This window comes from Pedobacter yonginensis, from assembly GCF_003173595.1.
GTDB classification, from domain to species: domain Bacteria; phylum Bacteroidota; class Bacteroidia; order Sphingobacteriales; family Sphingobacteriaceae; genus Pedobacter; species Pedobacter yonginense.
In genome coordinates this window covers 883,644-896,359 of sequence record NZ_QGNZ01000001.1, presented here as the reverse complement: position 1 = coordinate 896,359, position 12,716 = coordinate 883,644, and the positions used below count along the sequence as shown (strand labels likewise).

13 protein-coding genes are annotated in these 12,716 nt (G+C 37.7%); 9 read left to right on the top strand and 4 right to left on the bottom strand.

Annotated features, from left to right (window positions below; genetic code table 11):
* Nucleotides 1-232: 232 nt before the first annotated feature.
* On the bottom strand, nt 233-1,642 hold the full coding sequence (locus DHW03_RS03895; protein WP_109924414.1) for an FAD-binding oxidoreductase: 1,410 nt from the start codon (nt 1,640-1,642) through the stop codon (nt 233-235).
* Between the two features lie 2 nt (nt 1,643-1,644).
* Nucleotides 1,645-2,013: a dihydroneopterin aldolase gene (locus DHW03_RS03890; protein WP_109924413.1), complete on the bottom strand. Its 369-nt coding sequence runs from the start codon at nt 2,011-2,013 to the stop codon at nt 1,645-1,647.
* Nucleotides 2,014-2,124: 111 nt separating this feature from the next.
* Between DHW03_RS03890 and DHW03_RS03885 the strand changes: the two genes are divergently transcribed.
* The 3 genes from DHW03_RS03885 to DHW03_RS03875 are packed head-to-tail and all read left to right on the top strand — an operon-like array spanning nt 2,125 to nt 4,016.
* On the top strand, nt 2,125-3,315 hold the full coding sequence (locus DHW03_RS03885) for an acyl-CoA dehydrogenase family protein (protein WP_109924412.1): 1,191 nt from the start codon (nt 2,125-2,127) through the stop codon (nt 3,313-3,315).
* A gap of 60 nt (nt 3,316-3,375) precedes the next feature.
* A complete protein-coding gene (locus DHW03_RS03880; RefSeq protein WP_109924411.1) occupies nt 3,376-3,753 on the top strand; it encodes an SRPBCC domain-containing protein in 378 nt (125 codons plus the stop codon).
* Nucleotides 3,754-3,803: 50 nt separating this feature from the next.
* A complete protein-coding gene (locus tag DHW03_RS03875) occupies nt 3,804-4,016 on the top strand; it encodes a hypothetical protein (protein WP_109924410.1) in 213 nt (70 codons plus the stop codon).
* Between the two features lie 386 nt (nt 4,017-4,402).
* Here the strand turns inward: DHW03_RS03875 and lysA are convergent, their stop codons facing one another.
* On the bottom strand, nt 4,403-5,572 hold the full coding sequence (gene lysA / locus DHW03_RS03870; protein ID WP_109924409.1) for a diaminopimelate decarboxylase: 1,170 nt from the start codon (nt 5,570-5,572) through the stop codon (nt 4,403-4,405).
* Between the two features lie 227 nt (nt 5,573-5,799).
* Here lysA and DHW03_RS19240 point away from each other — a divergent pair, with 227 nt between their 5' ends.
* Nucleotides 5,800-5,964: a hypothetical protein gene (locus tag DHW03_RS19240; protein ID WP_165825354.1), complete on the top strand. Its 165-nt coding sequence runs from the start codon at nt 5,800-5,802 to the stop codon at nt 5,962-5,964.
* On the opposite strand, the gene DHW03_RS03865 is transcribed toward DHW03_RS19240, so the two are convergent.
* Nucleotides 5,953-7,266, bottom strand: a complete 1,314-nt coding sequence (locus DHW03_RS03865) for an aspartate kinase (RefSeq protein ID WP_109924408.1) — start codon at nt 7,264-7,266, stop codon at nt 5,953-5,955. The genes DHW03_RS19240 and DHW03_RS03865 overlap by 12 nt on opposite strands.
* Nucleotides 7,267-7,526: 260 nt before the next feature.
* Here DHW03_RS03865 and DHW03_RS03855 point away from each other — a divergent pair, with 260 nt between their 5' ends.
* The 5 genes from DHW03_RS03855 to DHW03_RS03835 all read left to right on the top strand — a co-directional run bounded on the left by DHW03_RS03855 (nt 7,527) and on the right by DHW03_RS03835 (nt 12,714).
* Nucleotides 7,527-9,263: a phospho-sugar mutase gene (locus tag DHW03_RS03855; protein WP_109924406.1), complete on the top strand. Its 1,737-nt coding sequence runs from the start codon at nt 7,527-7,529 to the stop codon at nt 9,261-9,263.
* Between the two features lie 270 nt (nt 9,264-9,533).
* A complete protein-coding gene (locus DHW03_RS03850; protein ID WP_133248497.1) occupies nt 9,534-9,818 on the top strand; it encodes a hypothetical protein in 285 nt (94 codons plus the stop codon).
* A gap of 146 nt (nt 9,819-9,964) precedes the next feature.
* A complete protein-coding gene (locus DHW03_RS03845; protein WP_109924404.1) occupies nt 9,965-10,735 on the top strand; it encodes an MbnP family protein in 771 nt (256 codons plus the stop codon).
* 28 nt (nt 10,736-10,763) lie between these two features.
* The gene (locus tag DHW03_RS03840; RefSeq protein WP_240618462.1) at nt 10,764-11,774 is read left to right on the top strand and encodes a cytochrome-c peroxidase; all 1,011 of its coding nucleotides are present in this window, start codon (nt 10,764-10,766) and stop codon (nt 11,772-11,774) included.
* Nucleotides 11,737-12,714 (top strand): transporter family protein, encoded by a 978-nt coding sequence (locus DHW03_RS03835; RefSeq protein WP_109924403.1) that lies wholly within the window; start codon nt 11,737-11,739, stop codon nt 12,712-12,714. The genes DHW03_RS03840 and DHW03_RS03835 overlap by 38 nt, the downstream gene beginning before the upstream one ends.
* Nucleotides 12,715-12,716: the final 2 nt, after the last annotated feature.

The following is a 12,716-nucleotide window of genomic DNA, read 5'->3' as shown; positions in this document are numbered from 1 at the left end:
TCTACTATAATTAGCTATGACCCTGAAATCAAGTCAGGACGATTTCCTCCGAATATCTGTAAATTCATCCGGCATGCTGAATAAACATCCCGTCATGCAGAATTTATTTCAGCATCTTAAGGGATATTGATCTTATCTGTCTTTCCCCATAGGGCTTAAACAGACCTTAAGTGAATTAAGAATATGCACACAGATTCAGTGAAAATCTAATCTGTGTGCATCTAAACAAAACTTAATTTTGATCTGGAATCATCTTTCCAGGGTTTAGAATGCCCTTAGGATCAAATACTTGTTTAATACCCCTCATTAAATTTAAGTGAATTTCTGAATATTTAATGGGCATATATTCTTTTTGAACCAATCCGATCCCATGCTCTCCCGATAGTGTACCCCCCAGCGCAGTTGTCAATTCAAAGATTTCGGTAATGCCGTATTTGAGCTTGTTTTTCCAATCGTCGTCACTCATTCCGGCTTTTATGATGTTAACATGCAAATTTCCATCGCCTGCATGGCCATAGCATACACTTTCAAAGCCATATTTGCTTCCGATTTCTTTTATGCCATTAATTAATTGAGGTAAAGCAGCACGGGGCACAACGGTATCTTCTTCTTTGTAAACTGAATTGGATTTTACAGATTCTGCCATCGTTCGACGCATTCTCCATAGTTCTTCTTTTTGTTGTGCGGTATCTGCAAAAAGAACATCAGTGCAGTGATGCTCCTCCAGCACGATATTGGTTTTTTCGCAGTTTTTGAAAATATCATCCAAATCATCACCATCAAATTCAATCATCAATAATGCTTTCACATCATCCTTTAAATCAAACTTAATGTCGTCAAATTTGATTACCCATTCCACTCCCTTTCTCTCCATAAACTCTAATGCAGATGGGGTAACTCCAGCCCTAAAAATAGCAGATACTGCTGCGCAGGCTTCTTCGTTTGTACTAAAAGAACCCATCATTAAAACGGATTGCGAAGGTTTTGGCAACAGTTTGGTTACGATTTTAGTAACCACGCCCAGTGTACCTTCAGAGCCAATCATCAATTGGGTTAAGTTATAACCTGAGGCATATTTTAAGGTGTTAGCGCCTGTCCAGATGATGTCGCCATTGGGCAATACTACTTCTAAGTTTAAAATATATTCGCGTATGGTTCCATATTTTACCACCCTTGGTCCACCTGAGCCATGTGCTACGTTTCCACCGATGAAACATGAACCTTTACTGCTTGGATCAACTGGATACAGCAAGCCTTGCTCTCCAACTGCATTAATGAAAACCTCTGTAATTACGCCTGGCTCAACCGTTGCCTGTAAATTTTCAATATCAATTTCAATGATCGACTTAAATTTTTCCATCGACAAAGAGACGCCTCCAAAAATTGGAAGGGCTGCTCCGCTTAAACCTGTGCCCCCGCCCCTCGGGGTAACTGGAACATGGTGTGCATTACAAATTTTAAGTAAAGCCGATACTTCTTCGGTAGTGGTGGGTTTTACAACTACTTCTGGTTGAAAATGAAGGTCTTCAGTTTCATCATGGCTATAGTTTTCTAAACTTTCGGTGTCGGTAAAAACTTTTTCTTCGCCAATGGCATTTTTTATTTCTTGTAATATTTCAGAATTAAGCTTGGTAAAATTCATTTTTAATCTGCTGCTGTATAGGTTAGTTTAACAAAGGAATGGCCAATTTGACCTGGCATTGGAGGGTTAAGTTTCTTGATGCTTACGTTAACGGTTTCAATAAATGGATAAAGATCAATCACTCTGGAGATGATGTTGTGTAAAACCGTTTCCAAAAGTTTTTGCGTGTTCTTCATTTCAGATAAAATGATGGTATTCAGGTGCTCATAGTTTACGGTTTGGCTTAGCTCATCTTCAAAACCCCTAGCCATAAATTCCGTTTCTAAATCTACGATGAAATGGGTACCAATTAATTGTTCTTCTGGATAAAATCCATGCAGGGCAAAACACTTTACATCTTTTAAAGCTACGCTTTGTTTAAATCGACTCATTTATTACTTTATGTACGCAAAATTAATTTTTCTTATTGAATATAATGCCCATTTGCGTAAATTGTTACCTTTGAAATGAATGTAATTTACAAACCAGATAATTAATTACACATGAGCAAATCAGTAAGAAAAGACTTGTACGAAGCACCAGACTACTATCTATTAGATGAATTACTAACTGACGAACATAAACTTATACGCGCTACGGCCAGAGAATGGGTTAAAAAAGAAGTTAGTCCGATTATTGAAGATTATGCGCAAAGGGCAGAGTTTCCTAAACATCTAATTAAGGGCTTGGCAGATATTGGTGCTTTTGGTCCGACTATTCCTGTAGAGTATGGTGGTGCAGGTTTGGATTACACTGCTTACGGAATCCTCATGCAAGAAATAGAGCGTGGCGATTCTGGTATTCGCTCAACGGCATCGGTACAAGGGTCGTTGGTGATGTACCCAATTTATGCTTATGGTAGCGAAGAACAACGAAAAAAATATTTACCTAAGTTGGCTAGTGGAGAGATGATGGGTTGTTTTGGATTAACCGAACCCGATCATGGATCTAACCCTGGTGGCATGGTTACCAATATAAAAGATGCAGGTTCGCACTACGTGTTAAACGGTGCGAAAATGTGGATCAGCAATGCGCCTTTTGCCGATATTGCGGTGGTGTGGGCGAAGGATGAAGCCGGAAAAATCAGGGGTATGGTGGTAGAACGTGGTATGGATGGTTTTTCTACGCCAGAAACCCATAACAAATGGAGTTTACGCGCATCAGCCACAGGCGAGTTGGTATTTGACAATGTGCAAATTCCAAAAGAAAATGTTTTTCCAGAGATTAGTGGTTTGAAAGGGCCTTTGGGTTGCTTAAATCAAGCACGTTATGGTATTGCCTGGGGTGCATTGGGTGCAGCAATGGATTGCTATGATACTGCATTGCGTTACTCAAAAGAACGTGTGCAGTTTGGAAAACCAATTGGTGGCTTTCAATTACAACAAAAGAAATTGGCTGAAATGGTCACCGAAATTACGAAAGGACAGCTATTGGTTTGGAGACTCGGCGTACTTAAAAGTGAGGGAAGAGCATCCGCAGAGCAAATTTCGATGGCAAAAAGGAATAGCGTTGAGATTGCTTTAGACATCGCCCGAAACGCTCGTCAAATGCTTGGCGGAATGGGAATTACAGGCGAGTACTCAATTATGCGACACATGATGAATTTAGAATCGGTAGTAACTTATGAAGGTACACACGATATTCATTTGTTAATAACAGGGATGGATATTACAGGCTTAAACGCGTTTAAATAGAAATAGGAATTTATTGAAATTTGGAAACCTTACTCCAAATGATTAAGAAGATTATAAAGAATGGATTATAAAAAATATACCTACATCCCCGCTCCTCCCGAAGAAGTGTATTTAGCACTAACGAAAGATACCAGCTTGAAACTGTGGACAGGTGCCGAGGTAGAATTTGAGGAAGTTCCGGATACGGAATTTACGCTTTGGGATGGAGACATTGCCGGCAAAAATATTGAGTTTGAATTTGGAAAAAAGATTGTTCAACAATGGTATTTTGGTGAAGAAAATGAGCCGTCAATTGTAACCATGAAACTCCATGAAGATAAAAGTGGTACCTCACTAGAATTTCGCCAAACAAACATCCCTGATGAAGATTTTAAAGATTTTACAGCAGGAATTGAGGAATATTATTTGGGTGGATTGGTCGATTTCTTTGACGAATAAAACATAAACCTCGGCTTACTGTTTATTGATTTTAATCTAAATCTAAAATCATGAATAAAACCGTAGGACTCGTACTAATCATTGTTGGAATAGCCATGTTGGTTTGGACTGGCTTCTCGTACACGAAAAGAGAAAAAGTTGTAGATGCTGGACCCATCCAGATCTCTGCTGATAAAGAAAAATCGGTTAATTGGCCACCCTACGCAGGTGGAATCATTTTAGTAGCAGGGGTTATTGTATTTGTTACTTCTAAGAAGAGATAATTCAGTCAGCGGTATTTGACGAAAAATCTGTAATGCATTATTGCACAGGCAGATTCTTCGTTATCAATAATTAAACTCCTCATCACCCTGAATTTCTTGTAGGGTTTTATCTTGTTTTAAAGTTAAACTAAAAGGCAAGTTTCATAATTGCTCTAAGATGCTGAAATAAATTCAGCATGACGGATTGTTTATTCCGCATGATGGATGGGTTTAAGGTATCGTCACCCTGAATTTATTTCAGGGTCTTAGCTAGGTTTTTAAATGTATTTTCGGTGGGCATAATGGCGAACCAATTTTGATCCCATTAAGATGCTGAAATAAATTCAGCATGACGGATTGTTTATTCCGCATGATGGATAGCTTTTGTTTTCCGAGCCGATGGTATTTTAAACTTCGTTACTATACACAAATCGGATTGCATCTCTTAAATTATATTTAGAAGCCATTACCTCACCGTACGCACCCGCGCTACGAATGGCAAATACATCCCCTCTAAATGATTCTGGTTGCTCTACTTCTTTACCGAAGCAATCCGTACTTTCGCAGATTGGTCCAACGATATCGTATTTCACAAAACTGGCATTGGTCTCCAATTTTTTTGTTTGGGTAAGATTTTCGATTTTATGGTAGGCTTGATACAATGCAGGACGCATTAATTCAGTCATACCAGCGTCTAACACCACAAAGTTTTTCTTTTTTCCTTTTTTGATGTACAATGCTCTGGTTATTAGCGATGCAGATTGACCTACCAAAGCTCGTCCCAATTCGAAATGTACTTCTTGATGGGCTTTAACCTCCAAAAATTCATGGAAAATTTTAAAGTAAGATTCAAAATCGGGTATTTGATGATCTGGGTTGTGGTAATCGATACCAAGACCGCCACCCACGTTTAAAATTTGAAGCGTAAAGCCTTTATCCTCAAACCATTTGGCAAATTCGTTTACCCGTACACAAAGATTTTTGTAAACATCTAAATTGGTAATTTGAGAACCGATGTGAAAGTGAATGCCTATAAATTTAAGGTTTGGGCACGATTTTAACATTTCGGCACATTCTGGTAAATCCCAAGAATTTACGCCAAATTTATTTTCATCTAAACCAGTGGTAATGTTGTGGTGTGTGTGGGCATCCACATTTGGGTTAATGCGAATGGCAACTTGAGCCGTTTTCTGTTTTTTAGATGCAAGTTCATTTAAAACCTCCAATTCTTGTACAGACTCTACGTTGAAGCAGAAGATATCTAAATCTAAAGCCTCATTTATTTCTTTGTCTGATTTACCAACTCCAGCAAATACAATTTTTTTGTGATCGAAACCAACCTCTACAGCTCGCCTTACTTCTCCTGAGCTTACGCAATCTGCACCAAAACCAATGTCTTTAATTTGTTGAAGCAGAACTTGATTAAAGTTTGCTTTTAGCGCATAGTGGATGTGAAACTGAAATGGCGCAGCTGCTGTTGCACAAGTTTGCAAGGTTTTTTGCAACAAATCCGTATCGTAATAGTAAAAAGGTGTTTCTATATTGTTAAACTTTGATATATCTTTATCGGCGAACATGTTCAAATTTCTTATTATAATTTTAATTTTATTCTTTGGGCTAATTTATTGGGGCAATTACCTTGATTTAAAGCATGGAAGAATTACCCGTAAACAATACAACGGAAAAATTCGATTTTTTATCGTTCTACTGTTCATTATTTTATTTCTGTTCTTTATTCGAAAATAAAATCATCAAAGTTCTTATTCACAAATTTTTAAATACGCTTACAAAAACCATCACCTAAATGAAAATTGTTGCTGCCATATTTATTGTTTTCATTATTTCTGCTGGATTATTCAATTCCTATAGAAAGCATCAAAATGAACAATTGCCATCAAGCTTTTTGGCCTTTCATTTCCTAATCGGCTTGATGGTGATAGCGGGAGCTTTCTATCTCCTATTCGAATAATCTATTGTGCAAACTTCTTAGCGCTTCGGTTTTGTATTCGCTTAATATCAACAACGAAACATTGTAATTACTTCCACCGTAAGAAATCATACGAATTGGAATGTGTTTTAAGCCTTCCAAAACTCTACTTGCAAAACCGTGTTTCTCCGAGCCAAAATCGCCTACCACGCAAACAATACTGTGGTCGGTATCTACTTCTACGGTACCAAAACTTTCCAGTTCTTCGATAATTTTTGGCAAATGTGCCGTTTCATCAATCGTTAACGATACCGCCACTTCTGATGTGGTAATCATATCAATCGGTGTTTTGTAACGTTCAAACACTTCAAATACACGACGAAGGAAACCATAGGCCAAAAGCATCCTGCTGGATTGAATACGGATTGCCGTAATGCCATCTTTCGCAGCGATTGATTTTATTTTGCCTTTTTCGCTATCATGCGTAATCAAAGTACCAGCGGCACTTGGCTCCATGGTGTTAAGTAAACGTACTGGAATTTTGTATTTCTGTGCCGGGAAAACCGATTGCGGATGCAAAATTTTCGCACCAAAATAAGCCAACTCGGCGGCTTCATCAAAAGACAATTGCGCAATTGGTTTAGTACCCTTTACAATACGTGGATCGTTGTTGTGCATCCCATCAATATCCGTCCAAATTTGAACTTCTTCAGCGTTAATTGCAGCCCCTAATAGCGATGCGGTATAATCACTTCCCCCACGGCGTAGGTTATCAACCTCGCCAAAACTGTTTCGGCAAATAAAACCCTGAGTGATAAACAGTTTGTTGCCCTTATGTTCAGCCAAAATTGGCATTAAATGTTTGTTGGTAAACGGAATATCGGGTTCATTATCTTCATCCGTTTTCATAAAATCAAGCGCAGGTAATAGTACAGATGCTACACCAATTGATTGTAAATAAATATGATACAAGGTTGTTGATAATAGTTCTCCTTGGGCTAATACTACTTTCTCCTCAATTGAGGTAAAAATATCGTTGGTTAAAACCGCCAAAAAGCTAAAATGATAATCGATGACTTCATTTCCCATTTCCTGAAAATCAGTTGCTGGCAACAGTTCAACAACAAAGTCCTTATATTTTTGGTATAAATTTTCAATCGCAACACTTCCCTTCTGCTTATCTCCTGCTAAAAAATAATTTGAAATTTCTACTAAACTGTTTGTTGTACCAGAAACGGCCGATAAAACAACGATTTGTTCTTCGTTTGGATTAATAATATCCAACAACTTGGTCATGCGCTCGGGACTACCAACTGAAGTACCCCCAAATTTTAATATTTTCATTTAGTTCTGTATTGGTTTTTATTGAGAATGAAGCTATTATATATTTTACAAAAAAATAAAATTATAATGGTTCCATTTTTATACTGGAATATGTAATTTTCTTTATTATTGTATCGGGGCGTGAAATTAAACAAAACCATATTAAAATCAACATCCTCAACAAAATAAAATTTGGATGAGCTTAAAATAAATTGGTTTAAACCAAACATCATCACCTTAAATTTGTTCAACACCAGATATTAATCACAAAACAAAGCTCAATGCAAGCAATTGATCAATCAACTCAAGCCACAATCAATCAGTGGTTAAACGGAAATTACGACGAAAATACAAAGGCAGAAATTCAAGCCCTTGTTGATAAAGATGCAACTACAGAACTTACCGACGCTTTTTATAAAAGTTTAGAGTTTGGTACTGGCGGTTTACGTGGAATTATGGGCGCTGGCTCAAACCGAGTAAACAAATACACTATTGGCACAGCCACCCAAGGTTTGGCTAATTATTTAAATCAAAAATATTCAGGCGAAAAAATTAGTGTGGCTATTGCACATGACAGCAGAAATAACTCTGATTTCTTTGCAAAGATTACTGCTGATGTTTTCTCCGCAAACGGCATTCACGTTTATTTTTTCTCGGCTTTAAGGCCAACTCCAGAGCTTTCATTCGCCGTGCGCCATTTTGGTTGTAAAAGTGGCGTAATGCTCACTGCATCACATAATCCTAAAGAGTATAACGGCTATAAGGCTTATGGTGCAGATGGTGGTCAATTTACATCACCTGATGATAAGTTGGTCATTGATGAGGTAAATAAAATTACAAGTATCGATGAGGTAAAGTTCAATCGAGTGGAGGAAAATATTGAGTTGATTGGAGAAGATGTAGATCAACTTTATTTAGATGGCATAACAGCCCTTTCACTATCTCCCGATGCCATTAAAAGACAACATGATTTAAAAATTGTCTATTCTCCCATCCACGGAACGGGTATAACTTTAGTGCCAAAGGCATTGGAGCAGTTTGGTTTTACCAATGTTACCTTGGTTGAAGAACAAAGCAAGCCAGATGGTAACTTCCCAACCGTTGTTTATCCAAATCCAGAAGAAAAAGAAGCTTTAACATTGGCCATGAATAAGGCGAAAGAGATTGATGCAGATTTGGTTCTGGCTACGGATCCTGATGCAGATCGTGTTGGTATTGCCGTAAAAGATAACGATGGCGAGTGGGTTTTGCTTAATGGAAATCAAACAGGAAGTTTATTAATCAACTATATTTTAACAGCTTGGCAAGAAAATGGTAAGCTAACGGGTAATGAGTTTGTGGTATCTACCATTGTAACCACCAGTTTAATTAAAGCCATTTGTGATGCTAAAAATGTGGAATATTTTAACACCCTTACGGGCTTTAAATGGATTGGGCAGATCATCACCCAATTACAAGGAAAGAAAACTTTTATTGCAGGTGGCGAAGAAAGCTACGGTTACTTAATTGGCGATTTAGTTCGGGATAAAGATGCTGTGGTTTCTGCCGCATTCATCGCCGAAATGACAGCTTACTACAAAGATAAAGGCGCAAGTTTATACAATGCTTTGTTGGATATGTATGTTGAGTACGGCTTATATAAAGAAGATTTAGTTTCACTTACTAAAAAAGGTAAAACTGGAGCCGAAGAAATTAAGGCCATGATGGAGAAGTTTAGAAACAACCCACCTGCTTCATTAGGTGGTTCTAAAGTTTCCGTATTAAAGGATTACGAATTGAGTCAGGAAACAGATTTAGCTACGGGGAAAGTTTCTAAATTGGATTATCCAACATCTGATGTTTTACAATTTATTACCGAAGATGGGAGCATCGTTTCTGCACGCCCGAGTGGTACAGAACCCAAAATTAAATTTTATTGCAGTGTGAATGCAGCCCTAGCAGACCGCAAAGATTTCAAGGCAGTTAATGAGCAATTAGGTGATAAAATTAAATCTGTAATGGCTGATTTACAGGCTTAACAGCGTATAAATATTTTGTTTCAAAATCCAGATGTCTGATTGGCATCTGGATTTTTTTATGATTACAACCAAACACCACATTCCAAACTGACAGCAATTTGTTAATTTGGAATCATTTCTGAAGTCGTTCTCTGCTTTTCTTTGTGGCTATCATTTTCTTTGCATACTTTTGTCGCAAATAACATGTTCAAGAAGCTAGTCATATATCTATTAATCGCATTCACCCTATCTCAAGGTGCAATGCAATTGGTGGTTTATTCTAGTTACCAAATGAATAAAGAATACATCACCAGTGTATTTTGTATCAATAAAGCGCATCCAGAATTACATTGCGATGGACAATGTTTCCTAGCTCGAAAATTGAAGGATCTGGAGAGCAAAAACAAACAAGCGCAAGAGAATATCAAAAGAGTTGCAGAGGCTGAACCTAGATTTCAAGTCGTTGCAGTCAATCAGGATCTCCCGTATTTCCTTATTAAATCAGAAAGTGGTTACATCGAAAAGCCGGTGAAAGACCTTTCTGTTTCTATTTTTCATCCACCGAAAACGGTTTAAGTAAAATTTAATTTTTGTCGTTATCCTGAATTTGTTTCAGGTACTTGTCAGTCATTTTTGAAAGATTGCGCTTAACGACCTTATCCTCAGGAATTTCTTCCAGAGTTTTTTATTATTTAATTTTTTTCATAATCGATTTTCACAAGATGAAATTATCACAATACTTATTGGCATTGTTATGCCCGCTTATATTTTTAACATCATGCAAAAAAAATGATGATACTGTTACGCCCGACACCAAATCTACCTTTACTATGGAGTTTGAAAATCAAGTAAATGGTGCGCCATTGGTTTTAAATACAACAAGTTACAAAAACGCTAAGGGCGAAGATTTCAAAATCAATATCTTTAAATATTATGTGAGCAACATTAAATTAAGTAAAGCAGATGGAACAGTCTATTTAATTCCGGAGAGTTACTTTTTAATTGATGCGGCGAAATCAGATTCGCAAGAAATAACCTTAAAAGACATACCAACAGGCGATTATACGCGAGTGGAATACACCATTGGGGTGGATTATGCCCGTAATTTTGCAGGTGCACAAACTGGAGCTTTAGACCCAACCAATGGCATGTTCTGGACTTGGAATAGTGGATATATTTTTGTCAAATTTGAAGGCACTTCGCCACAATCTACGGCAGCAAATAATGCATTAACCTTTCATATTGGAGGTGTGTTAGACCCTAACAATACCATTAGAACCTTTGCTACAGACATTAATGCAGCAAATCCATTAAGAATAAGAACGGATAAAAAACCTGATATGCACTTTATTGTAAATGCTGCAGCATTGTTTACGGGTAAAGCTGATGTTAGTTTTTCCAAGCTTAATTTCACCATGGGTGGCGAAAATTCGGTTCTAGTGGCCAACAACTATGCTAATGGATTATTCCGTTTAGATCATATTCATAATTAGGATGTGGAGGAAATCTATCGTCTTTACAATGCTTTTTTTAAGCATTGCATTGATGTATGCTTGTAGTAAAGAGGAATCGGAAGTTAACCCTGAAGAAAAGAACATTACCTTTTCAGTTCCATCCAATTTCCCTACTCCAGCATACAATTTTGAAGATAACAAACTAACGAATGCAGGTTTCGCTCTGGGAAAAAAACTGTTCTACGAAGCCAGATTATCTGCCGATAAAAGTGTGTCTTGTGGAAGTTGCCATCAACAATTTGCTGGTTTTGCTCAGCTCGATCATCGCGTTAGTCATGGCGTTAACAATTGTCAGGGCAAAAGAAACACGCCTCCCCTTTTTAATTTGGCTTGGCAAAAGGCCTTTTTTTGGGATGGTGGAGTAAAAAATATAGAAACTTCACCAATAAACGCGATAACGGATGCTTGTGAAATGGGAACAGATTTGCCAACGATAATTGCGTTCCTCAAGAATACAGCACCATATCCTGATTTATTTAATAAGGCATTCGGATCTACTGAAATCAATTCTCAACGGGTACTTAAATCTATTACACAGTTTACTGCGGTATTGGTTTCCGGAAATTCTAAATACGACAAAGTGATGCGCAAAGAAAGTGGAACAGCTTTTACGGCAGCAGAAATGGCTGGTTATAATTTGTTTAAAGCAAAATGCGCCTCCTGCCATGCAGAGCCGTTTTTTACAGATTTTTCTTATCGTAGTAATGGATTGGATCAAGTAAGTGCAGATGAAGGACGCTCCCACATTACTGGCCTCAGCACCGACATTGGTAAGTTCAGGGTGCCAACGCTGCGCAATATTGAATATACAAGCCCCTACATGCATGATGGTCGTTTCTATAGCTTGGATGAAGTTTTAGAACATTACAATTCTGGGGTTAAGGCTGCTCCAAACTTGGACGTTCAACTTCAAAATGGAATTACTCTGAGCACAACTGAACGAGATCAAATCAAGGCATTTTTAAAAACGTTAACAGACAATGAATTTATCAAAAATACATTATACAGTGAGTCGTAAACTGCTCATTTTAGTTCTCATGCTGATGGGTACACAAGCCATAGCATGCGACATTTGCGGTTGTTTTATGGGAATTACACCATACCTAAATAGAAATAGCATTAGTTTATTGTACCGATATCGATCTTTTAATGGCTATAATGGTCAGCAACATTCCTTATTTCCAAAAGGAGGAAGCTTTTTTATCCCTTCAGATCGTAAAAATTCGCCCATCACCAATCACGATGGCAACCCAGAGGATTATGAACTGTATCGATCTTTAGAGGTACGCGGGAAATACTTTATCACCAGCAGATTGGAAGTAAATGCCATTTTACCCTACGTATCAAACAGCGAGCGATATAACGGCTACACCTCTACGCTTTCGGGCATAGGAGATGTCAATTTTTATGCAGGCTATCATTTAGTTCAAAAAACGGAAAGTAAATTTAAACAGCAACTTATTGCAGGCGCAGGAATTAAACTTGCTACAGGAAAGAATGATTTCAAAAACAATGAGGGCATTCGCTACTCCTCTCTGATGCAGGGCGGTACTGGAAGTACAGATGGATTTGTTTACCTTAATTATCTGGTTGGAGTTGGCAAGTTCGGTGCGAGCCTCAACACCTCCTATAAAGTAAATGGAACAAATAGTGAAGAGGAAAGCATTGCGAACAGCACCACAAGCTTCTTAAATATTTTTTATACCCAAAGAATTGGTCAAGATGTTCAGGTTATGCCATCAGCACAGTTTTTTTATGAATACTCTGGAGGAGAAAAATACAAGGGCGTAAAAACCGGAGAGCATGTAATGAACAATTTGATGGGTGGTATTGGTTTAGATGTGTTTTACAAAAACGTAGCCTTCAATGCCGGCATACAAAAAAACATTTGGGAGGGCGAAACAGACCATCCAATGAGTGCAGGAAAAGTTCATTTGGGAATCACATACAATTTTTAATA